General features: G+C 71.5%; 25 protein-coding genes. 12 read left to right on the forward strand and 13 right to left on the reverse strand.

Features of this window, described 5'->3' with window-relative positions:
* Positions 1-436 precede the first annotated feature (436 nt).
* Together IF22_RS0120185 and IF22_RS0120190 are read right to left on the reverse strand one after the other, a co-directional pair.
* The gene (locus tag IF22_RS0120185) at positions 437-1,312 is read right to left on the reverse strand and encodes a patatin-like phospholipase family protein (protein ID WP_030334257.1); all 876 of its coding nucleotides are present in this window, start codon (positions 1,310-1,312) and stop codon (positions 437-439) included.
* Positions 1,313-1,399: 87 nt separating this feature from the next.
* Positions 1,400-2,044 (reverse strand): class I SAM-dependent DNA methyltransferase, encoded by a 645-nt coding sequence (locus IF22_RS0120190; protein ID WP_036411936.1) that lies wholly within the window; start codon positions 2,042-2,044, stop codon positions 1,400-1,402.
* A 67-nt stretch (positions 2,045-2,111) separates the two neighbouring features.
* Between IF22_RS0120190 and IF22_RS0120195 the strand changes: the two genes are divergently transcribed.
* The 3 genes from IF22_RS0120195 (at position 2,112) to IF22_RS33860 (ending at position 3,814) form a co-directional block, all read left to right on the forward strand.
* The gene (locus tag IF22_RS0120195) at positions 2,112-2,519 is read left to right on the forward strand and encodes a VOC family protein (protein ID WP_030334260.1); all 408 of its coding nucleotides are present in this window, start codon (positions 2,112-2,114) and stop codon (positions 2,517-2,519) included.
* A 31-nt stretch (positions 2,520-2,550) separates the two neighbouring features.
* Positions 2,551-3,105, forward strand: coding sequence for a DUF4240 domain-containing protein (locus tag IF22_RS0120200; protein ID WP_030334261.1), 555 nt, complete (start codon positions 2,551-2,553; stop codon positions 3,103-3,105).
* A gap of 97 nt (positions 3,106-3,202) precedes the next feature.
* Positions 3,203-3,814, forward strand: a complete 612-nt coding sequence (locus IF22_RS33860; protein ID WP_156057695.1) for a hypothetical protein — start codon at positions 3,203-3,205, stop codon at positions 3,812-3,814.
* Positions 3,815-3,827: 13 nt separating this feature from the next.
* Here the strand turns inward: IF22_RS33860 and IF22_RS0120210 are convergent, their stop codons facing one another.
* The gene (locus tag IF22_RS0120210; protein WP_030334264.1) at positions 3,828-4,445 is read right to left on the reverse strand and encodes a pyridoxamine 5'-phosphate oxidase family protein; all 618 of its coding nucleotides are present in this window, start codon (positions 4,443-4,445) and stop codon (positions 3,828-3,830) included.
* Positions 4,446-4,599: 154 nt separating this feature from the next.
* On the opposite strand from IF22_RS0120210, the gene IF22_RS0120215 reads away from it, so the two are divergent.
* Genes IF22_RS0120215 through IF22_RS0120225 form a run of 3 tightly spaced genes read left to right on the forward strand, consistent with a single transcriptional unit; the run spans position 4,600 to position 6,769 of the window.
* Positions 4,600-5,103 carry a DUF2231 domain-containing protein gene (locus tag IF22_RS0120215; protein ID WP_030334266.1) on the forward strand — a complete coding sequence of 168 codons (504 nt, stop codon included), beginning with the start codon at positions 4,600-4,602 and terminating at the stop codon, positions 5,101-5,103.
* On the forward strand, positions 5,103-5,654 hold the full coding sequence (locus tag IF22_RS0120220) for an Hsp20/alpha crystallin family protein (RefSeq protein WP_030334267.1): 552 nt from the start codon (positions 5,103-5,105) through the stop codon (positions 5,652-5,654). Before IF22_RS0120215 ends, IF22_RS0120220 begins: the two co-directional genes overlap by 1 nt.
* A gap of 8 nt (positions 5,655-5,662) precedes the next feature.
* Positions 5,663-6,769: a glycosyltransferase family 9 protein gene (locus tag IF22_RS0120225; protein WP_030334269.1), complete on the forward strand. Its 1,107-nt coding sequence runs from the start codon at positions 5,663-5,665 to the stop codon at positions 6,767-6,769.
* Between the two features lies 1 nt (position 6,770).
* On the opposite strand, the gene IF22_RS0120230 is transcribed toward IF22_RS0120225, so the two are convergent.
* Positions 6,771-7,649, reverse strand: coding sequence for a glycosyltransferase family A protein (locus tag IF22_RS0120230; protein WP_030334271.1), 879 nt, complete (start codon positions 7,647-7,649; stop codon positions 6,771-6,773).
* The gene (gene rfaE2, locus IF22_RS0120235) at positions 7,646-9,481 is read right to left on the reverse strand and encodes a D-glycero-beta-D-manno-heptose 1-phosphate adenylyltransferase (RefSeq protein WP_030334273.1); all 1,836 of its coding nucleotides are present in this window, start codon (positions 9,479-9,481) and stop codon (positions 7,646-7,648) included. The genes IF22_RS0120230 and rfaE2 overlap by 4 nt, the downstream gene beginning before the upstream one ends.
* Positions 9,482-9,660: 179 nt before the next feature.
* Between rfaE2 and IF22_RS0120240 the strand changes: the two genes are divergently transcribed.
* A complete protein-coding gene (locus IF22_RS0120240) occupies positions 9,661-10,203 on the forward strand; it encodes a type 1 glutamine amidotransferase domain-containing protein (protein WP_030334275.1) in 543 nt (180 codons plus the stop codon).
* A 129-nt stretch (positions 10,204-10,332) separates the two neighbouring features.
* Positions 10,333-12,009: an MDR family MFS transporter gene (locus IF22_RS0120245; protein WP_030334276.1), complete on the forward strand. Its 1,677-nt coding sequence runs from the start codon at positions 10,333-10,335 to the stop codon at positions 12,007-12,009.
* A 14-nt stretch (positions 12,010-12,023) separates the two neighbouring features.
* On the opposite strand, the gene IF22_RS0120250 is transcribed toward IF22_RS0120245, so the two are convergent.
* Positions 12,024-12,656: a TetR/AcrR family transcriptional regulator gene (locus IF22_RS0120250; protein ID WP_030334278.1), complete on the reverse strand. Its 633-nt coding sequence runs from the start codon at positions 12,654-12,656 to the stop codon at positions 12,024-12,026.
* Positions 12,657-12,781: 125 nt separating this feature from the next.
* On the opposite strand from IF22_RS0120250, the gene IF22_RS0120255 reads away from it, so the two are divergent.
* Entirely contained in the window at positions 12,782-13,816 is a 1,035-nt protein-coding gene (locus IF22_RS0120255; RefSeq protein ID WP_030334280.1) for an aldo/keto reductase, read from the forward strand.
* Between the two features lie 36 nt (positions 13,817-13,852).
* Here the strand turns inward: IF22_RS0120255 and IF22_RS0120260 are convergent, their stop codons facing one another.
* Positions 13,853-14,344, reverse strand: coding sequence for an NUDIX domain-containing protein (locus IF22_RS0120260; protein ID WP_030334282.1), 492 nt, complete (start codon positions 14,342-14,344; stop codon positions 13,853-13,855).
* A gap of 71 nt (positions 14,345-14,415) precedes the next feature.
* Between IF22_RS0120260 and IF22_RS0120265 the strand changes: the two genes are divergently transcribed.
* Positions 14,416-16,050 (forward strand): fatty acid--CoA ligase, encoded by a 1,635-nt coding sequence (locus IF22_RS0120265; protein ID WP_209444583.1) that lies wholly within the window; start codon positions 14,416-14,418, stop codon positions 16,048-16,050.
* 187 nt (positions 16,051-16,237) lie between these two features.
* Here the strand turns inward: IF22_RS0120265 and IF22_RS0120270 are convergent, their stop codons facing one another.
* The 6 genes from IF22_RS0120270 to ku form a co-directional block, all read right to left on the reverse strand.
* The gene (locus tag IF22_RS0120270) at positions 16,238-17,248 is read right to left on the reverse strand and encodes an NADPH:quinone reductase (RefSeq protein ID WP_030334287.1); all 1,011 of its coding nucleotides are present in this window, start codon (positions 17,246-17,248) and stop codon (positions 16,238-16,240) included.
* Positions 17,249-17,276: 28 nt separating this feature from the next.
* Entirely contained in the window at positions 17,277-17,930 is a 654-nt protein-coding gene (locus IF22_RS0120275) for an HAD family hydrolase (protein WP_030334289.1), read from the reverse strand.
* Positions 17,931-17,961: 31 nt separating this feature from the next.
* Positions 17,962-18,789 (reverse strand): SCO6745 family protein, encoded by an 828-nt coding sequence (locus IF22_RS0120280; RefSeq protein ID WP_030334291.1) that lies wholly within the window; start codon positions 18,787-18,789, stop codon positions 17,962-17,964.
* Positions 18,790-18,978: 189 nt separating this feature from the next.
* Positions 18,979-19,659: an FKBP-type peptidyl-prolyl cis-trans isomerase gene (locus IF22_RS0120285; RefSeq protein ID WP_030334292.1), complete on the reverse strand. Its 681-nt coding sequence runs from the start codon at positions 19,657-19,659 to the stop codon at positions 18,979-18,981.
* A gap of 148 nt (positions 19,660-19,807) precedes the next feature.
* Entirely contained in the window at positions 19,808-20,446 is a 639-nt protein-coding gene (locus IF22_RS0120290; RefSeq protein WP_030334294.1) for a DUF4241 domain-containing protein, read from the reverse strand.
* A gap of 73 nt (positions 20,447-20,519) precedes the next feature.
* The gene (gene ku / locus IF22_RS0120295) at positions 20,520-21,548 is read right to left on the reverse strand and encodes a non-homologous end joining protein Ku (RefSeq protein WP_030334296.1); all 1,029 of its coding nucleotides are present in this window, start codon (positions 21,546-21,548) and stop codon (positions 20,520-20,522) included.
* 85 nt (positions 21,549-21,633) lie between these two features.
* On the opposite strand from ku, the gene ligD (IF22_RS0120300) reads away from it, so the two are divergent.
* Positions 21,634-22,575 carry a non-homologous end-joining DNA ligase gene (gene ligD / locus IF22_RS0120300; protein ID WP_030334298.1) on the forward strand — a complete coding sequence of 314 codons (942 nt, stop codon included), beginning with the start codon at positions 21,634-21,636 and terminating at the stop codon, positions 22,573-22,575.
* Entirely contained in the window at positions 22,565-23,482 is a 918-nt protein-coding gene (ligD, locus tag IF22_RS0120305) for a non-homologous end-joining DNA ligase (protein ID WP_030334300.1), read from the forward strand. The genes ligD (IF22_RS0120300) and ligD (IF22_RS0120305) overlap by 11 nt, the downstream gene beginning before the upstream one ends.
* The last annotated feature ends 28 nt before the right edge of the window (positions 23,483-23,510 follow it).

A 23,510-nucleotide genomic window follows, 5' to 3' on the forward strand; every position in this document is an offset into this window, starting at 1 on the left:
ACCGGTTGCGCTGCGGCTGCGGGCCCACCCGTCATTCCGACTACCAGTAGGGCGGAACTCAGCCCTGAAGCCGCCCGGGCATGGTTCAGCCGCCGCCGCCGCAGCCGTCGGTTGTTGCTCATGACCCCTCCAGAGCCACCCCGGATACACCCAGAGCTACCTACTAGTCACTCGCCGCTATTGGCGGGCGAGTTGTAGCGTATTCGACCCATTGGTCGGTCGAGGGGGGTTTTGGTGGCACCTAGATACATTTAGAAGAATGCGGAACTTACTTACGATCAGGGCATAGGCCCTGGCCACCGCGTTGCGGGCCGCCCATTCCAAGGACTCGTCACGTCGGGGGCGGCTCACCGCCGCACCCGCAGGTCGCGGTAGGCGTCACGCTCCTGCTGGGGAAGCGCCACCGTGCGAACGACGTCGCGAGGAGGCCTCGGCGTCAGCCTCGCGTCTCTCGCCCCGGCGTTGACCCCGCGAGTGCGGCGGCCACCCGGAGCGCCTCGCGTCGGCCCTGGTCGCGGGCTGCGGCTACGAGCGCGGGCACGACGGATCGGTCCATCACGCCGGTCCCCTGCGCTCGTCTGGAGGCTTGGTCGCGAAGCAGCAACTCCACCCGGCGGCCCGTGCCCAGCGCGGCTCGCTGCTTCTCGATGCGCGCCCACGGCCCGATCGCGGCGGTGCTCGGCGCGAGGGCGATGACCGGGCCGTTTCCGGGGGCGAGGTCGAGGTTGAGGGTCGACCGCATGCCGCCATCCATGTAGCGGTGGGCGCCGATGGCAACCGGGGCGGCCGAGATCGGCATGGCGCAGCTCGCGGCGACAGCGTCCACCAGGGGTACGCCGTCGTGCCTGGTGAATGTGCGGCTGGCGCCCGTCCCGGTGTCGACGGCCACGATGCGAAGGTCGGCGTCGTCCCGCCAGGCGTGGTCGGGCAGTCGAGCCTCGGCTATCCGGCGCTGCCGGGACGGGTCGTCGATGCGTGCGGCGAGGGCGAGCCGGCCGAGGCGGCGAGCGGCCTGCTCGGGGCTGCGCGCGAACAGTTGTGCCCGGGCGAGCCGAAGCAGGTCGAGCAGGCGCAGGGCGGGTGAGGTCTCGTGGGCGACGCCGCCGCGCTGTCGCTCGAAGAGTTCCGCCAGGGGGGTGCCGCTGGCGATCTGGGCACCCACGACGGCACCGGAGCTGGTGCCGATGAGGACTGCCTCCGGGGTCACGGTCACCCCCTCGTCGGCAAGCCCGGCGAGGATGCCGACCTCCCAGGCGATGCCAGCTACTCCACCGCCACCGAGCACCCAGACAGGCCGCGCGTCGTCCGTCATCAGTCGCCTCATTCGGTGGAATACTGCTAACGCTGTACGCAGTTGAGGCTAACAGTGGTGACTGTGGATCGACAACGGGTGCGGTGCTCAGGGTTCCCGTCGGCCGACGATGGTTCCGCCGAGTCGGCTCTCCGCCGAGGTGACGGTGGTCTGCGAGTCGACGGTGAACCCGTGCTGACGTAGCCAGGCCGCTACCTGGGCTGGCTGCCGACGATGGACGTGCACGTTCATCGGGTGGCCGCCGTAGCCCTCCGTCTTGAGGGTCGTCTCGTCGCCCACGTGGAACCCGAGCAGCAGGGGGCCACCGGGGCGGATCACCCGCCGGAAATGCGCGAACACGGAGTCGATCTGGTCGTCGGGGATGTGGATGAGGGAGTACCAGGCGACCACGCCAACGACCGAGTCATCGGCCAGGTCGAGGTCGGTCATCGAGCCGACCTCGAACCTCAGCTCAGGGTGATCACGGCGGGCCACCTCGATCATCCCGGGCGAGAGATCGATCCCGAAGGCGTCGACGCCGAGCGTGTGCAGGTGGGCGGTGATGCGACCCGTCCCGCAGCCCACATCAGCGACCGGCCCGCCGCCGGCAGCCCGCACGAGATCGGCGAACGACGTCAGCGCGGCTCGTTCGTGCGGTGCCTGGGCCAGCAGGTCGCGTACCAGACGCGCGTAGCTGACCGCGACCGTGTCGTAGGAGGTGCGGGTCTCCGACAGCCAGTCGTCTGCGGTCACCACGCCAACGCTAGTTGAGCTACACACTGATGGCTGGCCGTGCCCGACCGACAGTTTGGAGGCGTCCATGACTTCCGCACCGGTGATCCTGAGTCTTCCCATCTCGGACCGCGCTACCTCCTACCGCTTCTATCGCGACGGACTCGGCCTCGACGCCGTGGGCGAGTTGGCCGACGACGGCATTCCCGAACCGTTGCAGTTCGTGGTCAACGACGGGCTGCGGCTGATGCTCATCCCGACCGGCGGCTTCGGCTGGGTGATCGGCCGGCACGAGGTCGCCCCGAGGGGTCAGAGCGAATGCCTGCTCAACCTCGGTGTCGCCTCGCCGGCCGACGTGGACGCGCTCGTCGGGCGGGCGCGCACCGCCGGTGCCGAGATCATCACCGAGACGGCAGCGCATCCCTGGGCGTACGCGGGCGTCTTCGCGGACCCGGATGGTCACTTGTGGATGGTGACCGCCGACTCGGAGTCCTGAAACCGTCGGTGGTGGTGGTTACGGTCCGACGGTGACCGTGACCACCGATGCCCCCGGGACGCTGCCCACCCCTGCCGACGAGGCCCGACTGTGGGCACTCATCGAGGCGGCCTGGGCCGAGTTGGGCGCCGAGCCCCTGGCGCTGCGGCAGGCCCTCATCCACCGCGACCCCGCCGATGACGACGACGGCGACGGCGACGGGCCGGCCTACGCCATCGACGCCTGGCTGGACGCGTTCCTGGACCGTCTCGGGCACCTGACCGCCGAGCTGACCGGGCAGGAGCTGACCGATCTCGACCGGGTGGTGGAGCGCAAGCTGCACGACATCGACCGGGAGGACATCCACGAGGTGACCGACGGCTCCGACGACGGTTTCCTCTACGCGCGAGGGTTCATCGTCGCCCTGGGGCGGGCGTACTACGAGGCGGTCCGCGCCAACCCCGCGATGGCGCTGCCGGACGCCGACTGCGAAGGGATGTGCTACCTGTTCGCGCACCTGCACAACGATCGGTTCGGTTCGTGGCCGGAGACCGGCTCCGGGATCTCCCGGGAGTCGTTCGGCAACCGGGCCGGCTGGTCGGCCTGAGCGTCATCGTCGGAATAGGCCCCGGTCCGGCCACACCGGTGGGAGATCCGCCGGCACGAGACGGCAGGTGGCCCTGAGGCGCGGTTAGCATCCGTCCATGACTACGGGGGTTTCAGCAACGACGGTCCGACCAGGGCGGCGCGTCGTCGTCGCGTCCAGCGTGCTGCTGGGGCTGAGTGGTCTCGCCCGGCTCGCGCAGGTGGCGGCCGAGGCCGTTCGGGAGAACACCTACCTGAGGGCACACGAGCAGGTGGGCACGCCGAGTGGCTTCGCTGCCCCGCCGATGGTGTTCCTCATTGGTGTCGGCCTGGTCGTGGCGTTGACCGCCCTTGTCGTGCTGGCGCTGGCGCTGGCCAATCTGGCCGGTCGGAACTGGACCCGGATCGTCACCTGGGTTGTCGGCGGCGTGACGGTGGCGGTGTCGGCCGGTTGGCTGTTCATCTTCACCGTTCCGGGCGGCGACGATATCCCGCAGAGTCCTGACGCGAGTCGGGTCGAGGAGGTCGCCGCTCAACTGATGCCCGGGTGGGCCGAGCCGCTCAGCACCGCGGCGGGGTTCGTGGCGTCGCCCGCACTCCTGATCGCCCTCGTCCTGCTGGCACTCCCACCCGCCAACGCCTTCTTCCGATGGCGTGGCGGGGTGCAGGATCCGCCGTATCCGGCCGGGTCCACCCGGCCTGACGGCGGGCGTGTTCCCCAGCAGCTCTAGGTCGGCGGCGGGATCAGACGTAGATTTTCGTGGCGTACTCCGGGCCGTAGTGCCGCTCCAGGTCCTCCAGGGTCTCCGCCGGTGCCTCGACCTCCTTGATCAGGCGGGCGCGGGACGGCAACACCTCGGGCTGCCAGGTCTCCGGCCGCCACAGCTCGGACCGCAGGAACGCCTTCGCGCAGTGGTAGAAGATCTGCTCGATCTCCACCACCACGGCGAGCACCGGCCGGTGCCCCTTGACCACCATGTCGTCGAACCAGGGCGCGTCGCTGACCAGGCGGGCCCGCCCGTTGATCCGCAGCGTGTCGGTCCGGCCGGGGATCAGGAAGAGCAACCCGACGTGCGGGTTGTCAAGGATGTTGCGGTAGCCGTCGGCCCGCCGGTTGCCGGGCCGCTCCGGCAGCGCGATGGTCGTGTCGTCCAGCACCAGGGCGAACCCGGCCGGGTCGCCCTTGGGTGAGACGTCGCAGGTGCCGTCCGCGCCGGCAGTGGCCATCAGACAGAACGGCGAGGCGCCCAGCCACTCGCGGTCCCGTTGGTGCAGGCGGGGGCGGTCCTTGCTGGCGGCCCGTGGGTGCGGCACGCCGAGCAGCTCGCGCAACTCCTCATGAGTGGTGATCTCCACCGTCACGTCGATCCTCCCTCGACCGTTGAGCCGGTGGCGGGTACCACCATTCGTCAGCCTAGGCCGCCGTGACCAGCGCGAGGTTTGCGCCGGACAGCGTTGGGTACGGCCCGCCGTACGAGAGCGTCGCGCAGTGCAGCCGATCAGTGGAGGCCGGGAGATGGAGAGCCGACTCAAGGTGCTGGGCCACCCGGTCCACCCGATGCTGGTCATGTTTCCGGTCGCGCTGCTGGCCACGGCGGTGCTCTTCGATGTGGTGGACACCGTCGGTGGTCCCGACTTCCTCGGCGAGGTCGCGTACTGGAACATCACCGTCGGTCTGATCGGCGGCCTGCTCGCCGCGGCGGCCGGCTCGTTCGACCTGCTGGCGATCCCGACCGGCACCCGCGCCAAGCGGGTGGGTCTGCTGCACGCTGGCGCCAACGTCGCGGTGATCCTGCTCTTCGCGGCGATCTGGGTGGTCCGGCTCAACGCCGATTCCCGCGCCGCTGGCGGCGCGTTGCTCGTCGTCGAGGTGGTCGCGCTGGCGATCCTCGGCATCAGTGCGTGGCTCGGTGGTGAGCTGGTCGACCGGCTCGGTGTTGGCGTCGACAGCGACGCCGGCCTGGACGCGTCCAGCTCGCTGCGGCCGCCGGCGGCCACCCAGCGGATCGGAGAGGTGTGATGAGTGAACAGCAGTTCGGCGGCTTCGGTCGGGGATGGCGGGGCGGACGGCAGCAGGGCTGGGACCCGATGGGGGAGCTGCAGTCGCTGCGCGCCGAGTTGAGCCGCCTGGTCGGTGGTCGCGCCGGGGCGTCCGACGTCGAGTTGACCGAGACCTCGGACGGCTGGGAGGTCGTCGTCCGGCTGCCCGGGGTGGCGCCGGAGGAGGTGGCGGTCGAGTTGGACGACCGCGAGTTGTGCGTACGGGCCCGCTCGGAGGCGGAGGTCAACGCCGACCAGGGCATCCCGGGCGGCTTTGAGACGCGCGGCTTCGAGTACCGGGTCAACCTGCCGGCGCGGGTCGACCCGGATGCCATCGACGCGGTGATGGACCACGGTCTGCTGCGGGTCCGGCTGCCTCGGGCGACCCGGCCCGCGCCGCGCACCATCACCGTCGGTCGCACCGGGCCGCGATCCGGCGACCTCCTGCCGGGTACGCCGATGCCGGCCGACCCCGCCGCGGACCGGGAGCTGCACCGCCCGGACACCGCTGACGAGATCGACCGGCCGTAGCGGGCCTCGTGGTCAGCCCTCCCGTGCTCGGCCCGACCGCCGAGCGCCTTCCCGACGTGCGGCGGATCGCCGTGCTGCGCGCCAACGCGCTCGGCGACTTCATCTTTGCCCTGCCGGCGCTGGACGCGTTGCGCGCCGCGTACCCCTCGGCGGAGATCGTGTTGCTCGGCGCGCCGTGGCACGCGAAGCTCTGGCGCGACCGGCCCGGCCCGGTGGACCGGGTGCTGGTGGTGCCGGCGGCGCCCGGCATCCGTACGGCGGAGCCGGGCGAGCCGGAGTCGTCGATGGACGACTTCCTGGCCGCTGCCGCCGGTGCGGAGTTCGATCTGGCGGTGCAGATCCACGGCGGGGGCGCCAACTCCAACCCGCTGATCAGTCGGCTCGGTGCCCGGTTGACCGTCGGCCTGCGCACCGAGGACGCGCCGTCGCTGGACCGGTGGCTCCGCTACGTCTACTACCAGCACGAGGTGATCCGCTACCTGGAGGTGGTGGCGCTGGCGGGAGCGCCGGCCACGACTGTCACGCCGAGGCTCGTGGTGACCGACGCCGACCGGGCCGAGGCCGCCCGGGTGCTGGGCCCGGCCGATCGTCAGCGGGTGGCGCTGCATCCGGGTGCCACCGACACCCGCCGCCGCTGGCCCGCCGAGCGCTTCGCCGAGGTGGCCCGTGCGCTGCACGCGGACGGCTACGAGGTGCTGGTCACCGGCACCCCGTCCGAGCAGGAGGTGGTGGACCGGGTCGTCGCCGCGGCGCAGGTGCCGGTGCGCCCGCAGGTGGGCACGCTCAGCCTCGGTGGGCTGGTGGGTTGTTACGCCGACTGCGCGGTGGTCGTCTCGAACGACACCGGCCCGCTGCACCTGGCCGCCGCGGTGGGCGCTCCCACGGTGGGGATCTTCTGGGTCGGCAACCTGATCAACGGGGCGAGCCCGCTGCGGGGCCGGCACCGGCCGATCAGCTCGTGGACTGTGCACTGCCCGGTCTGCGGGGTCGACTGCACACCGGGCATCTACCCGCACCGGCCGGGCGACGGTGAGTGCCCGCACCGGGACTCGTTCGTGACCGACGTCCCGGTGATCGAGGTGCTGGAGGCCGCCCGGGAGGTGCTCGGCCGGTAGGTCACGCCAACTGCGGGGTGTCCTCGTCGGCGAGGACGACCTCCCACGCCTCCACGTCCCGGTCGGTGACGGTGGTGGGGGACTCCAGGTGGTACGCGCCGCTGGGCAGGATGCCCGCGCCGCCGTAGCGGGACATCACGGCGAGCTGCGCGGCCACGTCCTCGCCCTGGTGCTTCTCCTGCACCCGACGCCAGAAGTCGAAGCCGCCGGCGTCGACGAGCTTGGCCCGGTCGTAGAGCACGCACCCGCCGATCCAGGAGACCTTGTAGGCCCGCCACGCCCCCGGCGGCAGCGCCAACTGCTCGGTGATGTGCAGCAGGTTCGCGGCGGAGTGGATCCGGGCCCGGTTCCACTGCGGGGTGTCGGGTCGGATCCGCTCCGGTGTGGGCGGGCCGGCCCACTCCTCGTAGAGGCCGTGCGTCTCCGGCCGCACGTCATCGGTGTACGACAGGCCGTGCACACCGTTGCCGACGAACCCGCAGCCCAGCTCGCCGATCGCGGTGACCAGTCGGTGCAGCGCACCCGGTGCCAACCAGATGTCGTCGTCGAGGTTGAGGACGTACCGGGCGGCCGAGGCGGCGAGCAGGTACGCCCGGTGTTCGGCCAACCCCCGCCGTGGCAGCCGGCGGGTCAGCAGCACCGGGTGACCCCGGTGGCGCAGCGCCCGGACCATGGTGGCCGCGGCGGGGTGCGCGTACGCCGGGTCCCCGTCGGACTGATCGCTGACGACCACGCCGAAGCCGGGCAGCCCGTCCTGGGCGGCGAGCCCGCTCAGCGTGACGGCCAGCTCGGTGGGCCGGTTCCGGGTCGGAATCAGCACGTCGAGCAGCCGGTCCGCCCGGAAGGCCGCCGGGGTGCCGAGGTCGAGAGGGCGGTTCACGACGCCTGGGTGTGGGTGCGCAGCGATGGGTCCGGCTCCCGGTCGTCGACGTGCGGCGACAGGTCCTGGCTGTGCGACCGGATCCGCTCGATGATCGCGGAGGTGGACCGGTCCGGCACGTACCCGAGGGTGCGCACCTGGCCGCCCAGCCGGCGCACCAACGGTGCCTCCGGCACCAGCTCCGGCGGATAGTCGCCGCCCTTGACGTACACGTCCGGTCGGACCGCCTCGATCAGTGCGGCTGGTGAGTCCTCCTCGAAGACCACCACGTGGTCCACGCAGGCGAGCGCGGCGAGGAGGGCACCCCGGTCCTCGACCGGGTTGACCGGCCGGTCCGGGCCCTTCAGCCGTCGTACGCTGCCGTCGGAGTTGACCGCCACGATGAGCAGGTCACCCAACGCGCGGGCCTGCTCCAGGTAGCGCACGTGCCCGCGGTGCAGCACGTCGAAGCAGCCGTTGGTGAAGACGATCGACCGTCCCGCCTCGCGGTGTTCGGCGACGATCGTGTCCAACTCGTCCCCACCGACCAACGCGGGGTGGCCCGTGGTGTCGGTCGGCTGGTCGAGCGCGGCGAGCAGGTCGTCGCGTCGGCACACGCAGGTGCCCGTGTCCGAGACGGTGATGGTGGCCGCCAGCTGGGCGAGTTGGGCGGCGGTGGGCAGCGGCGCGTCGGCGGCCAGGGCCAACGTCATCGCCGCCAGGTACGCGTCGCCGGCACCCACGGCGTGACTGGCCGGCACCGGGGTGCTGTGGCTGCGTCGTGGCTCCCCGTCGGCGCCGCCGACCACCGCGCCCTCGGTGTCCAGGGTCACCGCGACCACGTCGGCGCCGGTGTGCGCCCGCAGTTCGGCCAGCCGCGATTCGGCCAGGACAGCCCGGTCGACGCCCTCACCGGCCCGGGTGTTCACTGTGACGCCGGTGCCGGTGACGCTGAGCCCGTCGCCGGTGAGGGCCACCCGTCCCTCGCCCGGGGTGGGTTCACCGATCGGCCCCGGGTGCCCGGCCCGCGCCGGCTCGGCCGTGGCGTCGTCGGCGCGTACCGCGCCCGGGGCAGCGCCCGCTGTCATCTCGGACGGCCCGTCGGCCAGGCCGTTGTCCGGGTGCTCCAGGTGCAGTTCGGTCCCGCCGGCCGGTCGGGTGGTACCGCCCGCACGGGCCAACAGTCGGGTCGCCTCGGCGAAGCTGGGGGTGACCACTGTCGGCGCGAGGCCCCGCCAGTCGGCCAGGTCGTGGGCGTCCAGCGCGACGGTGGCGTACCGCTCGCGGTTGTCGACCAGCCACGCGCGGACCGGCGCGGGCAGCGCGCCCAGGCCGTAGTCGCAGACCACCAGGGTCGGGGCTTCCCCACCGGCGGCGGCGCGCAACTCCTCGGTGGCACAACTCAGGGCGGTGAGCAGTCGGGCCACCCCGTCGTGGTCCAGAGCGTCCTCCGGGTCGCCGGAGTCCTCGCGCAGGAGGATCTGGTTGCCGGCCAGCATCCGCCGCTTCACCGGGGTGGGCCGCCCGGGCTGGTTGACAGTGCGGTCCCAGACGCCGGCCCGGTCCAGGCAGTCGTGCAGTTCGTCCCCGGCGACGTCGGCACCGACCGGTGCCACCAGCACCGCCCGGCCACCGAGGGCGGCGACGTTGACGGCGGTGTTCGCGGCCCCACCGGCGGCGGAGATCCGCCGCCGCAGGGTGAGGACGGGGGCGGGCGCCTCCCGGCAGAGCCGGTCGGAGTCGGCGAACCGCCATTCGTCCAACATGGCGTCACCGACGATCAGGACTGGGCGTTCGAGCCAGCTCTCCACGACGGTGGCGAGCCGGCGCTGTTCCGCTGCTGCTCCTGCCATGCCCGTCCGGGTCCCCAGCGGCCTGGCCGACAAACCTGGCTGACGGCCGGTCCCGCCGCTGGTCATGCCACCTTCGGTGGCGCCTGGCCGGTCCGCACCGGTCCCTACCTGTCCGACCTGTTTCGGGTGTTCGGCGGCGGGAAGGGAACTGGGGTACCCCCAGAGAGGAGATGTACGAGATGGCAGCGACATTGCAGGGCAAGCGGATCGCCTTCCTGGCCGCCGACGGCGTCGAGGAGGTCGAGTACGTCCAGCCACGCGAGGCGGTGGAGAACGCCGGCGCGACGGCGGAGCTGGTCTCGCTCAAGCCCGGTTCCATCCAGTCCTTCAACCACCTGGACCAGTCCAAGACCTACGACGTGGACGTGACAGTCGACAAGGCCGACGCCGCCGGGTACGACGCGCTGGTGCTGCCCGGCGGGGTGGCGAACCCGGACTTCCTGCGCGGCGACCCGGACGCGGTGCGGTTCGTGAAGGCGTTCTTCGACGCGGGCAAGCCGGTCGGGGTGATCTGTCACGGCCCGTGGACGCTGATCGAGGCGGACGTGGTGCGCGGTCGGCGGATCACGTCCTGGCCCACCCTGCGTACCGACCTGACCAACGCCGGAGCCACCTGGGTGGACGAGGAGTGCGTCACCGACGGCAACCTCACCAGCAGCCGCAAACCCGACGACCTCCCCGCCTTCTGCGCGGAGATCACCAAATCCTTCACCAGCCCCTGACCCCGACCTCCCCGGTTGATCATGAAGTTATTGCCGCCTTGCGCGGGTCTCGTGGCAATAACTTCATGATCAACCCTGCTGGGGTGGGGGTTCGGCGCATGTTCTGCGGGTGACGGGATAGAAGGGCACATGACCACGGAAGCCTCCGACGCGCCGGTGCTGAACCGTCAGCAGATCCGGCTGCTCATGCTCGGCCTGATGACCGGCATGCTGCTGGCCGCACTCGACCAGACCATCGTCGGCACGGCACTGCCGACCATCGTGGGCGAGTTGGGCGGGATCAACCACTACTCCTGGGTGGTCACCGCGTACCTGCTCGCCTCGACCGCGTCGACGCCCCTGTACGGCAAGATGGCCGACCTGTACGGGCGTCGACCGGTCTTCCTCTTCTCGATCGGCACGTTCCTGGTCGGGTCGTTGCTGGCCGGGCTGTCGCAGAACATGACCCAGCTGATCGTCACCCGAGGGATCCAGGGTCTCGGCGCGGGTGGTCTGCTGACGCTGGCCTTCACCATCATCTCGGATGTGGTGTCACCCCGTGAGCGTGGCCGCTACCAGGGTCTGTTCGGCGCGGTCTTCGGGATCTCGTCGGTCGCCGGGCCGCTGGTGGGTGGTTACTTCGCGGAGACCGACTGGCGATGGATCTTCTACATCAACGTGCCGTTGGCGATCCTGGCCATCGTCGTCTGCTACCACGTGATGCGGTTGATCCCGTTCGAACGTCGGGACCACTCGATCGACTGGCTCGGCGCCGGTCTGCTGGTGGCCGGGGTGAGTTCCCTGCTGCTGGCGCTGAGCTGGGGTGGCAACGAGTACCCCTGGGGCTCTGGCGTGATCATCAGTCTCTTCGTTGTCGGTGCGGTGCTGGGGGTGCTCTTCGTCCTCCAGGAGGCCCGGGTGGCCGAGCCGATCCTGCCGCTGCGGCTGTTCCGCAGCGCCACCTTCGCGCTGGCCAACTCGGCCCTGCTCATCATCGGTCTGGTGATGTTCGGCTCGATCATCTTCATCCCGCTGTACCTGCAGATCGTCAAGGGCGCGTCGCCGACCCAGAGCGGTCTGCTGATGCTGCCGATGATGGCCGGCATCATCATCACCTCGATCCTGACCGGTCGCGCGATGACCCGGATCGGCCGGTACAAGTGGTTCCCGGTGGCCGGTTCGGTGACCCTCCTGGCCGGCATGTTCCTCTTCACCCAGCTGGCGGTGAACACCTCGCTCTGGGTCGCGTTCGGGTACATGGTGGTGATCGGCATCGGGTTGGGTCTGTGCATGCAGTCGCTGATCCTGGCGGTGCAGAACGCGGTCTCCGTACGCGACCTGGGGGCGGGCACCTCCTCGGCGACGTTCTTCCGGTCGCTGGGCGGTTCGTTCGGGGTGGCGATCCTCGGAACGGTGCTCTCGTCCCGGCTGACCGGCGGGCTCGCCGACCGGTTGCCCGGCGCGATCGCGCAGCTCCCGCCGCAGGAGCAGGCCGCCGTGGCGGCGAGTGGTGGCACCAACATCTCGATCAACGATCCGGCCACCATCCTGGCCCTGCCGGGGCCGGTCCGCGCGGCCATCCAGGGCGCCTTCGTCGACGCACTGGACATGGTCTTCCTGACCGCCGGCCTGATCGCGATCGTGGCGGTGGTGGTCACCCTGACGCTGCCCAACACCCAGCTGCGGGGTGCCGGTCCGAAGGGCGCCACCGGTGGTGCCGACCCGCTCGGCGGCGAGGCCCCGGCCCCGGGTGGCAAGCCGCTGACCCGCGAGTCAAAGGAGGAGGCGGCCGCCGACATGGAGGCCAAGTCCCAGACGATGATCTGAGCGCGGCCGGTTGGTCAGGCGGGGCGGCGGTAGACGCCGTACCACCAGGTCGCCGCCAACTCCCGGGCGGCCGCCGCGTCGGTCTCGGGGTCGGCCGGGGTGGCGCTGACGTGATCGGCGAGGAAGCGGTCACCGCCGATCACGATCAGTCGGCCCGCGGTCTCCGCGTCGACGCCGGCGGGGGTACGTCCGGCCTCCTGCTCGACGCGGAGCGCCTGCACGGTACGGGCCACGAACCGCTCCAGTCCCGCCGCCCAGTACTCGCGGACCACCTCGTCGTACGCGGCCACCTCGCTGACCGCTGCCAGGACCGGGGCGTACGTCCGGTAGATCCGGATCACGTCGGCGAAGACGTCGGTCAGGGTCGTGAGCGGGTCGCCCGGCCCGGCCGGACTCCACTCGCCGGTGCGGCCGAAGGAGGTTTCCCGCATGGTGCCGGCGAGACGCATGAGCAGTTCGGTCTTGTCGCGGAAGTGGGTGTAGAAGGTCGACCGCGCCACCCCCGCCTCGGCGGCGATCCGCTGTACCCCGAGATCGGTGAAGCGGATGCCCTCCCGCAGCAGGCGCTCGGTGGCCGCCAGCACCCGCGCCTCGACGGCGGCTCGTCCGTCGGGGTTGCGCGGGCGGCGGCGGGTGATCGAGGGCATAGCCGGAATCCTAGGTGGCCGGGGGCCGGATCGGCGACGTACGCTCGTTGCCGGACACAGTGTCCGACATAGTGACCAGGGAGGGCCTGACCTCGGCCTCCCACCCACCACGAGGAGCAACACACGTGAAGTACCGACTGCTGGGCGCCACCGGGGTGTACGTCTCGGAGATCTCGCTCGGCGCGATGACCTTCGGCGGCAGCGGGCACCCGCTCTGGGGCACCCTCGGTGGGCTGGCGCTGCCCGAGGTGCAGCGGCTGGTGGACACCGCGCTGGACGCCGGCGTCAACTTCGTCGACACCGCCGACGGCTACAGCGACGGCGAGAGCGAGGAACTGCTCGGCAAGGCGCTCGGCAAGCGGCGTCGCGACGTCGTGCTGGCGACGAAGGTGCACTCCCGCACCGGGCCCGGCCCGAACGACGTCGGCACCTCCCGGCTGCACATCATGCAGAACCTGGAGGACAGCCTGCGCCGGCTGGGCACCGATCACATCGACCTGTACCAGATCCACAACTTCGACCACATCACTCCGATGGAGGAGATGCTGCGCGCGCTCGACGACGCGGTCCGGCAGGGCAAGGTCCGCTACATCGGGGCCGCCAACTTCGCCGCCTGGCAGATCTCCAAGGCGCTGGGCATCTCCGCCCGGGAGAAGCTGGCCGGGTTCGTCTCGGTGCAGGAGTACTACTCGCTGCTGGGCCGGGACGTGGAGCGCGACGTGGTGCCGATGGCGCTCAACGAGGGAGTCGGGCTGACCGTCTGGAGCCCGCTCGCCGGTGGTTTCCTCTCCGGCAAGGTCAGCCGGGACGGGGCCGTCGCCGACAGCGGCGCGCGCAGCGCCCAGCCCGGTTACGCCAGCTTCACGCCGTTCGACCCGGAGCACGCCTTCGGGGTGGTCGACGTGCTCAAGGGCGTCGCCGAGCGGCACGAGGTCAGCCCGGCCCGGGTGGCGGTCGCCTGGCTGCTGTCCCGGCCCGCGGTGACGAGCGTGATCGTCGGAGCCCGCAAGCACGATCAGTTGGTGGACAACATCGCCGCCTCGGACCTCACCCTGACCGAGCAGGACCTCACCGAGCTGGACGAGGCCACCAAGCTGCCGGTCGCGTACCCGAACTGGATCCAGGAGGGGTACTTCGCCGGGGTTCGGCTGCCCCAGTGAGGCACGGCCCCGGAGTCGGCAGACTCCGGGGCCGACCTACTTGAGGATCAGTCGGTTCGTCTGCTCGAAGACGTCCAGGTCGGCCAGGGTCTCGATGACCGATGTGGAGAGCGGGGCGGGGAACCGGTCCCGGGCGAAGAAGCCCGCGTCGGTGGTCTCGTCGGTGACCCGGGCCAGTTGCCCGTCCCACTCCTCCACCTTGAACGCCGTCGTGAACACCTGGTACGTGTGGCCGTACATGTTGGTGCTCGTCCGGTCGGGGCCGGTGTAGAGGGCGAACGCGCAGACCCGCAGGGCCCGCAGTCCGGTCTCCTCACGGACCTCGCGGACCGCGCAGTCGGCTATCGACTCGCCCAGCTCCATCGCGCCGGCCGGCATGGCCCACTGGCCGTTGTCCGAGCGTTTGATCAGCAGAATGCGTCCGGCGTCGTCGTTCACCACGGCACGGGCGCCGACGAACATCAGCGTCCGGTCCCCGGCGAGTGCGCGCAACTGCCCCACGTATGAGTCGGCCCAGGAGATGCTCACCTGCGACAACTTACGGGGGTTCCCAACGTGTGACCCGCGACACTAGCTTGTTACCCATGCGTAGCACGATGATGGACGCCCCTCTGCAGGTCTCCCGGATCCTCGAGCACGGCGCAGGAGTGCACGGCACGGCCGAGGTGGTGACCTGGACCGGCGCCGAGCCCCGCCGGATGACGTACGCCGAGGTGGGGCGCACCGCCGCCCGGTTGGCGCACGCGCTGCGCGACGAGTGTGGGGTGACCGGTGACGAGCGGGTCGCCACCTTCATGTGGAACAACAACGAGCACCTGGTCGCCTACTTCGCGGTGCCGAGCATGGGCGCGGTGCTGCACACGCTCAACATCAGGCTCTTCCCCGACCAGGTCGTCTACATCGCCAATCACGCCGAGGACCGGGTGGTGCTCGTCGACAGCACGCTGCTCCCGCTGCTGGCCCGGGTGATCGGCGAGCTGACCACGGTGCGGCACGTCGTGGTGGTCGGCGGCGGTGACCCCGCGCCGCTGGTGGCGGCTGCCGGTGGCCGGATCACCGTGCACCACTGGGACGCGCTGCTCGCCGACCGGCCAGAGGTGTACGACTGGCCCGAGGTGGACGAGCGCGACGCCGCCGCGCTCTGCTACACCTCGGGTACCACCGGGAACCCGAAGGGTGTGGCCTACTCGCACCGGTCGATCTACCTGCACTCGTTGCAGGTGTGCATGCCGGAGGGTTTCGGTCTCGGGCCGACCGACCGCGAGTTGGCCATCGTGCCGATGTTCCACGCCATGTCCTGGGGTCTGCCGTACGCGGCCTTCCTCTCCGGCGCGTCGCTGATCATGCCGGACCGGTTCCTCCAGGCCGCGCCGATCGCCGAGATGATCGCCGCCGAGCGGCCCACCCTGGCCGGCGCGGTGCCGACCATCTGGACCGACCTGCTGGCCTACCTGGACACCCACGACGTGGACACCTCGTCGCTCGGTGAGGTGATCGTCGGCGGGTCGGCGTGCCCGCCGGCGTTGATGCACGCGTTCGGCGAGCGGCACGGGATCGAGGTCATCCACGCCTGGGGGATGACCGAGATGTCTCCGCTGGGGTCGGTCTCGCGTCCGCCCGCCGGTGTGACAGGTGAGCAGGCGTGGCGTTACCGCTACACCCAGGGGCGGGTGCCGGCGGGCGTGCAGGCGCGGATCGTCGGCCCGTCGGGTGAGCCGATGCCCGCCGACGGCACGGCGGTGGGCGAGTTGGAGGTCCGTGGGCCGTGGGTGACCGCCCGGTACGTCGGTGACGACGCCCCGGAGGAGGAGAAGTTCCGCGACGGTTGGCTGCGAACCGGCGACGTCGGCACCCTCTCGCCGGACGGGTACATCACGCTGACCGACCGCGCCAAGGACGTGATCAAGTCCGGTGGTGAGTGGATTTCGTCGGTGGAGCTGGAGAACGCGCTGATGGCCCACCCGGCGGTGTTGGAGGCGTGCGTCGTGGGTGTCCCGGACGAGCGATGGGACGAGCGGCCACTGGCCACCGTGGTGGTCCGGGAGGGCGCGTCGGTGACCGCGGAGGAGCTGCGGGACTTCCTGGCCACGTCGGTGGCGCGCTGGCAGTTGCCCGAGCGCTGGGCGTTCATCGACACCGTGCCGAAGACGAGCGTGGGCAAGTTCGACAAGAAGGTCGTCCGTTCGCGGTACGCCGGGGGTGAGCTGACTGTCCGGGAGCTGACAGCCCCGTAACGTTTTGCCAGGCACTGTCGCCTGTTGGGGCGGGAGTACTCCTGCAACAACCCTCCCCAGGGGCGGCCCCGGCGTTCGCACCGCGCCGGGGCCGCCCGCTCCACGCGGGGTGACCCGCACCATCATTGTTGCGAAAGTTATTCGCTTCTGTCCTGCTGACGGGGAAATCGGGCGATCGGCGACCCGATCAGGCGTCGCTGGTGGTGATGAGCACCTTGCCCACCGTCGAGTCCTCCACCGCCTGGTGCGCCGCTGCCGCCTCGGCCAGGGGGTAGTAGTGCAACGGCAGCCCGGCGTCCGCACCCACCCGGATGCCGCCCTGGCTGGCCGCCGCCGCCACGTCCTTCACGCCCAGCGCCTTGGCCGCCTTCGGCTCCGTGTAGACAAGCACGAACTGCCAACGGGCGTTCGGCGCCATCATCGCCCGGATCGGGATGCTGACCTCGCCCCCACCGTCGTCGGCGTACATGCAGACCGCGCCGCCGTGCCGCAGCACCTGCGCGTCGATCGGGGCGTTACGGGCGGGAGAGACCTCCACGATCGTGTGGACCCCGTCGGGGGCGATCTTGTGGACCTCCTCGACCACGTCCTGCTCCCGATAATTGATCACAAAGGAGGCACCGGCCGACGCGGCGAGCTGCGCCTTCTCCGCGCTGCTCACAGTGGCGATCACCGTGGCGTCGGACCACCGGGCGAGCTGGATCGCGGCGTTGCCGACCGCTCCCGCGCCGCCCTGCACCAGCACCGTGTGATCCGCCAACGCGCCGGCCCGCAACGTGTCCGGCATGAACTCCCCAGCGGTCAGACAGCGGTGCGCGGTGAGGAACGGAATGCCCAGGGCGGCGCCCAGCTCGAACGGGGCGTCGCCGAGGCGTACCGCCTGCCGGACCGGCACCAGCGTGTACTCCGCCGCCGTACCCCACTGTCGCTGCCAGGCCGCTTCCCAGATCCACACCCGCTCACCGATCAGGTCGGGATCGACCCCCGCGCCGACCGCCTCGACCACCCCGGCGCCGTCCTGCCCGGGAATCTGCCACCCGTCCGGCGGTGAACTGCGGCGGGACTTCCAGTCGGTCGGGTTCACCCCGGAGACCGCCACCCGCACCAGGACCTCGCCCGCACCCGGTTCCGGCACCGGCCGGTCGACCAGAGAAAGCACCGACGGGTCGCCGGTGCGCTCGTACACGATGGCCTTCATCCGTGGTCTCTACCCCGCTCGGCCCCGGTCAACCCAGCTCGTCCACCAGCTCCGGGGTCAGCGCACCGATCGCGTCGAGCGTCACCACCGCCAGCCCCGCGGCGTCCGGATCGAGCGGGTACGAGCCGTGCGGCACCGCCACCACCCGCATCCCCGCCGCCGCTGCCGAACGCACCCCGTTGGACGAGTCCTCCACCGCCACGCAGCGGGTCGGGTCGACGCCCAGGCGCTGCGCCACGCTCAGGTACACGTCCGGCGCGGGCTTGCCCCGCTCGGTCTGCTCGGTGGAGAGGGTCGCGCCGAACGCGTCGGTCAGGCCGGTCGCCGCCAGCGCCGCCTCGATCAACCGGGTCGGCGACGAACTCGCCAGCCCGAGCGGCCACCGCGCGGCCAGCCGGCGGACGACCTGGTCGGCACCGTCGATGAGGGGTACGTGCTCGCGGTAGCGGCGGGTCATCTCCTCGACCACCTCGACGGCGACCTGCTCGGCGGTACGCCCGACGCCCAGCTCCCCGCTGAGGTAGTGGGCCCACTCGCCGGTGCTCATCCCCATCAGTCGGCGTTGGGTGTCCGGCTGCCACGTTCCGCCGTGCGCCGCCACGTACGCCCGGCGGACCTCCTCCCACACCGGCTCGGAATCCACGATCACGCCGTCCAGGTCGAAGACCACCGCATCCGTCACGGGCCCATCCTGCCCGACCGGCGGGTGCCCGTCAGCCGGGCAGCGCCGGCAGCCCGACCGGGCTGCCCTCCGGGACCAGGGTGTGGCAGGAGCGGGCGATCGGCTCCAGCAACTCCCGGAGCCGGTTCGTGTCGTCCGGGGCGAACGCCCGCCACGGGTGCGCGGCGGCCCGGTCGGTGGCGTCCTCGACGGCCTGGAGCCCGGCCCGGGCATCGTCGGTGGCAGCGCCGTCACCGGTCAGCCAGCCCTGCTCGGTGAGCCGCTCACGGGCGGCCTGCCACTGCTCCTCGGACCAGCCCCGGCCCAGCAGGTACTGCGGCGGTGAGCCGTCCAGCGCCACCCGCGCGGTCAGGGTCTCCACCGGGTCCAGCCCGGCGGCGACCAGCGCCGCCACGTGCCCGTCACCACGGTGCTCGCGCAGGGTCGTGGCGGCCTGCCACAGCCGGGCCAGCGGGTACTCGCCGGCCGGGAGCGCCGCGTTGGCCGCGCCGAGCACCCGGCCTGCGGTCTGCGCCGCCGACGCCGCCCGCTCCAACAGGTCGGCCGCCTCCACCAGATGCGACTCCGGCAGCTCGTAGGTCAGCTCGGCGAGCGCCTGCACCGCGCCGGTCAGGCGGGCCCGCAACGCCTCCTGCGGGGTGGCCAACCGCCACACCGCGGGCAGCGCGCGGGCCACCATCGGCGGTGCGAAGGTGAAGAAGGCGGCAGTCACCGGGGCCGCCTCGGTGGCGCCCAGTGGCGCGGCCCGGCCGGCGAAGTAACCGCGCCAGTAACCGCGCAGCCCCACCGCCTCGTACGCGGCACGGGCCCGGGGGTGGAGGTAGGTGACAGCGTGCACCGGCTCGAAGTACGCCCACATCGACCGGGCGGTCCGCCCAGGCTCGTCCAGCGCCGTCACATGCACCTCCGCGTCCGGTTCCAGCTGGGGCACCCCGGACGGCGAACCGCCCGGGGTGACGCCGAACCTACTGCCGCTGGGTGACGGGCCGGAAGCCCCATGTGAACAACCCCATCGCGTCCCGGCGACAACCGGGACGATCCGGGCAGGTCACTGGGCGGCGAGCACATCCACCACGAAGCGCAGCGGACCGGTCGGACGTCCACCGGCGGCGGCCTCGTCGTTGCCGTACGCCAGCTCGCCCGGAATGTCGAGCTGCACCCGGCTGCCCACCGTCACCCCGACCAGGCCCTGGTCCCAGCCCGGGATCACCTGGCCGACGCCGATCGGGAAGGTGGCCGGCTGGCCGGCCTTCCAGGAGGAGTCGAACTCCTTGCCGTCCTTGTAGAACACCCCCACGTAGTTGGTGGTGATGTTCTGGCCCTTCTGCACTGCCGGCCCGGTGCCCTTGATCAGCGGCGTGACGACGAGCTTCTTGAGCTCACCGGTGCCCGGCGTCACCGTCGGCTTGCTGCCCAGCGCGGGATCGGCGCCCTCGGGCAGCTGCGGCGCGGGAGGTGCGCCGGCCTCGTCGGCGGCCGGGGCGGAGGCGGACGGGGTGGAGTCGGCCGAGTTCTTGGGCTTGTCGTCGCCACCGCCGATCGTCACGAAGACGCCGATCAGCACCCCGACCACGGCGACGGCGGCGAGGCCGCTGGCCCACGCGTTGCGCTTCCGCCTCGCGTCGGCGGCCTTCTTCGCCGCCAACTGGGCGGCCAGGCGGCGCCCCGACTTGGTGGCCGGGCTCTGGTCCTGGCCCGCCGACCGGTTCTGCTGCGTCCGCTCGCTCACGTCGTCGACTCCCTGCTGCGAAGTGTGGCCGGCACACCCGGTGCCGGGGGGAAAGCCGACGCACACGGTACCCGCACCGCGGCCTACCGTGCCCGCCGCGGACGCCCCGGATCGCCCAGCGCGACAGTTCCGGGGCGTTCTCGGGCGACTATTCCGGGACGACCATGAAGTCGGTCACGAACGAGGTGACCCGGCCATCGGCGGCCCGACCGATCCAGGTGCCGTAGCAGCCGTCACCCCAACCGCTCGCCACGGTGACCACGTTCGCACCGCTGACCTCGTCCACCACGGCACTGATCAGCCCCGGGACCGGGGACGAGGGCAGCTCGGCGGGGATGAAGACCTCCTCGACCCGATCGGAGTCCCAACCCTCCAGGACGGCGAGCGCGCTCGGGTCGGCGAAGGTGCCGACGCCGGCGTCCACCCCGTACCCGAAGTAGTCGTCGGCACCGAGCGTGGCGACGTCCTGGTCACCCGCGACGGCCGGCTCCCAGCGGACCGTCGGCTCGGCGGAGACGACCAGCTCCAGCGCGGCAACCCGTCGGTCCACCTCGGCGTCCTCCCGGAGCACCACCGCCACCCAGGCGCGGGCGGGATACCGCCCCGGGGGCACGGTCACCGTGAACGGCTCCGCCTCCGGGCAGACCAGCGGGTCACACCCGACCACGCGGCCGGTCGGCAACACGATGTCGCCCACCGGCTGAACCTCGATCAGGTATCCGCCGTGCTCGTCGGTGAAGCGGGCGCCGGGCGTCAACAGCCGGTCCAGATCAGGGGTGTACGGCATGGGGGCTCCTCCGGTCGCCAGCGGCCGGCGGAGCGTACCCGGCCCGACGGACACCGCCGTCGGGGCCGTACGGTCAGGCGCTCTTGCGGGGTGCGGTCTTGCGCGCGGCGGTCTTCTTCGCCGGCTCCGCCTTCTTCGCGGCGGTCTTCTTCGCGGCGGTCTTCTTCGCCGGCTCGGCCGCCTTCTTCTCGGCCGTCTTCTTCGCCGCCGTCTTCTTCGCGGGCGCCTTGGCCGCCTTCTTCTCCGCTGCCTTCTGCGCGGACCGGGCCGACGAGATGGGCGTCGGCTCGCCAGCACCGCCACCCGCGCGGGCGGGCTGCTCGCCGCGAGCCGCCTTGGCGCGCTCCACCGACGCCTTCAACGCGGCCATCAGGTCCACCGCCGCGGCCGGGGCCTCCTCGACCTCCTCCGGCTGGACGACCTCGCGACCCTCCACCTTGGCGTCGATGACCTCCTGCAACGCGGCCCGGTAGTCGTCGGTGAAGACGTCCGGCTCGAACTCGCCGGTCATCGAGTCGATCAGGGAGCTGGCCATGGCCAGCTCCGGCGGGCGCACCTTCAGGTCCTCGTCGAGGAAACCGAAGTCCGGGGTACGGATCTCGTCGGGCCAGAGCATGGTGTTGAGCAGCAGCACACCCTCGCGGACCCGCAGCGTGGCCAGCTGTTCCCGCTGGCGCAGCGCCACCTTGACGATGGCCACCCGCTCCGAGTCGATCAGCGCGTCGCGCAGCAGCACGTACGGCTTGGTGGCCGCGCCCTCCGGCTCCAGGAAGTACGCCTTGTTGTAGAGGATCGGGTCGACCTGTTCGGCCGGGACGAACTCCAGCACGTCGATGGCGCGGGAGCTGGTCAGCGGCAGGTCGGCGAAGTCCTCGTCGGTGAGGATCACCATCTCGCCGCCGCCGATGTCGTAGCCCTTGGCGATGTCGTCGTAGGTGACCTCCTCGCCGCAGACCGAGCAGGTGCGCTTGTAGCGGATGCGACCGCCGTCCTCGCGGTGCACCTGGTGGAACCGAATGTCCTTCTCCTCGGTGGCGGAGTAGAGCTTCACCCCGATCGAGACGAGCCCGAACGACACGGCTCCCTTCCAGATGGCACGCATCCTGCGCTCCCTTCCCCGGTATCGACCATGCTCGCATCCGAAAGAACCGGACGCGAGGTGTTCGGCCTGCTACTACAGTCGGGTCGTGCCCGGCGCGCCGCTCAAGCCGATGCTCGCGATGACCGGGCCGCTCCCGGCGGGTGACGGCTGGGCGTACGAGTTCAAGTGGGACGGCGTCCGCGCGCTCGCCGACATCTCCGGCGGCGACCAGCACCTGTATGCCCGCTCCGGCGTGGAGATCACCGCCGCGTACCCGGAGCTGGCCACCCTGCCCGAGCAGGTCGACGACGCCCTGCTCGACGGCGAGGTGGTGCTGCTCGGGCAGGGTGGGCAGCCGTCGTTCACCGCGCTGGCCGAGCGGATGCACGTCCGGGACCGGAACAAGGCGGCCCGGTTGGCAACGGTCATGCCGGTGACCTACATGATCTTCGACCTGCTGCGGCTGAACGGCGACGACCTGACCGGTTGGCCGTACGAGCGCCGCCGGGAGGCGCTGGACGCGCTCGCCCTCGGCGGCCCCCGGTGGGCGGTGCCGCCGATGTTCGCCGACGGGCCGGCCACCTACGAGGCGGCCGGTGAGCACGGCCTGGAGGGGGTGATGGCCAAGCGCGTCGGTGCCGTCTACCGCCCGGGGGTGCGCTCGCCGGACTGGGTGAAGGTCAAGCTGGAGGTGACCGGCGACTTCGTCATCGGCGGTTGGCGACCGGGCGCCCGTCGGATCGGTGGGCTGCTGGTGGGGGTGCCCGGCCCGGACGGCCGGCTGATCTACCGGGGCCGTGTCGGTGGTGGGATCGGCGCCGCCATCGAGCGGCAGCTCCTCGCCGAGCTGGAGCCGCTGCGCTCCGGCGTGTCACCGTTCGCCGCGGGTGTGCCGCGCGAGGATGCCCGGGGCGCCATCTGGGTAGAACCCCGGGTGGTGGTGGAGGTGAAGTACGGCCAGCGCACCCCCGACGGCCGGCTGCGCTTCCCCCGGGTGCTGCGGTTGCGCCCGGACAAGCCTCCGGAGGAGGTCGACGATGCCGGCTGAGCGGCTACGGGTGGACGTCGAGGGCCGCTCGCTGGAGCTGTCCAATCTGGACAAGGTGCTCTACCCGGCGGCCGGGTTCACCAAGGGTGAGGTGATCGATTACTACACCCGGATCTCCCCGGTGCTGCTGCCGCACCTGCGGGACCGACCGGTCACCCGGATCCGCTTCCCCAACGGGGTGGACGACAAGTCGTTCTTCGAGAAGAACACACCGGCCGCGACCCCGGACTGGGTGCGGGTGGAAAACCTGCCCGCCCCCGGGTCGACGAAGGGCCGGGAAACCATCGACTACGTGGTCGCCGACGACCTGCCCACCCTGGTCTGGCTGGCGAACCTGGCCGCGTTGGAGCTGCACACGCCGCAGTGGAAGGTCGGCGAGCACCCGGACATGATGGTCGTGGACCTGGACCCGGGGCCGCCGGCCGGGCTCGCCGAGTGTTGCCCGGTGGCGGTCCTGATGCGCGACCGGCTCGCCGACGACGGGATCGAGTCGTACCCGAAGACCTCCGGCAAGAAGGGCATGCAGCTCTGCTGCCCGATCGCCGGCACGCAGTCGTCGGACCTCGTCTCCGACTACGCCCGCCGGATCGCCCAGGAGTTGGAGAAGGCCCACCCGAAGCTGATCGTGTCGAAGATGGCGAAGAACCTCCGGCCGGGCAAGGTCTTCATCGACTGGAGCCAGAACAACGCGGCGAAGACCACTGTGGCGCCGTACTCGCTGCGGGCCCAGTCGGTGCCGTCGGTGTCGACGCCGCTGACCTGGGACGAGGTGGAGGCCGGCGCCCGCGGTCGGAAGCCGGCCGTCCGCCAGTTCACCGCCGCCGAGGTCCTGGACCGGGTCGAGGAGTACGACGACCTGCTCGCTCCACTGCTCGACGGCGGCCCGGAACTCCCGGTAAAGGGCTGAACCTGGCTGGGCCGGTCGGCGGTCACCG

Source organism: Micromonospora parva, from assembly GCF_000718515.1.
Taxonomy (GTDB): domain Bacteria; phylum Actinomycetota; class Actinomycetes; order Mycobacteriales; family Micromonosporaceae; genus Micromonospora; species Micromonospora parva.

Excerpts from the sequence above, each read along its gene's own strand:
- IF22_RS0120265 (WP_209444583.1), top strand. The coding sequence starts at position 14,416 with ATGGACGCCCCTCTGCAGGTCTCCCGGATCCTCGAGCACGGCGCAGGA.
- IF22_RS0120240 (WP_030334275.1), top strand. The coding sequence starts at position 9,661 with ATGGCAGCGACATTGCAGGGCAAGCGGATCGCCTTCCTGGCCGCCGAC.
- IF22_RS0120250 (WP_030334278.1), bottom strand. The coding sequence starts at position 12,656 with ATGCCCTCGATCACCCGCCGCCGCCCGCGCAACCCCGACGGACGAGCC.
- IF22_RS0120290 (WP_030334294.1), bottom strand. The coding sequence starts at position 20,446 with ATGCCGTACACCCCTGATCTGGACCGGCTGTTGACGCCCGGCGCCCGC.
- ligD (WP_030334300.1), top strand. The coding sequence starts at position 22,565 with ATGCCGGCTGAGCGGCTACGGGTGGACGTCGAGGGCCGCTCGCTGGAG.
- IF22_RS33860 (WP_156057695.1), top strand. The coding sequence starts at position 3,203 with ATGACTACGGGGGTTTCAGCAACGACGGTCCGACCAGGGCGGCGCGTC.
- IF22_RS0120245 (WP_030334276.1), top strand. The coding sequence starts at position 10,333 with ATGACCACGGAAGCCTCCGACGCGCCGGTGCTGAACCGTCAGCAGATC.
- IF22_RS0120215 (WP_030334266.1), top strand. The coding sequence starts at position 4,600 with ATGGAGAGCCGACTCAAGGTGCTGGGCCACCCGGTCCACCCGATGCTG.
- IF22_RS0120195 (WP_030334260.1), top strand. The coding sequence starts at position 2,112 with ATGACTTCCGCACCGGTGATCCTGAGTCTTCCCATCTCGGACCGCGCT.
- IF22_RS0120220 (WP_030334267.1), top strand. The coding sequence starts at position 5,103 with ATGAGTGAACAGCAGTTCGGCGGCTTCGGTCGGGGATGGCGGGGCGGA.
- IF22_RS0120270 (WP_030334287.1), bottom strand. The coding sequence starts at position 17,248 with ATGAAGGCCATCGTGTACGAGCGCACCGGCGACCCGTCGGTGCTTTCT.
- IF22_RS0120185 (WP_030334257.1), bottom strand. The coding sequence starts at position 1,312 with ATGACGGACGACGCGCGGCCTGTCTGGGTGCTCGGTGGCGGTGGAGTA.
- rfaE2 (WP_030334273.1), bottom strand. The coding sequence starts at position 9,481 with ATGGCAGGAGCAGCAGCGGAACAGCGCCGGCTCGCCACCGTCGTGGAG.
- ku (WP_030334296.1), bottom strand. The coding sequence starts at position 21,548 with ATGCGTGCCATCTGGAAGGGAGCCGTGTCGTTCGGGCTCGTCTCGATC.
- IF22_RS0120280 (WP_030334291.1), bottom strand. The coding sequence starts at position 18,789 with ATGTGGGCGTACTTCGAGCCGGTGCACGCTGTCACCTACCTCCACCCC.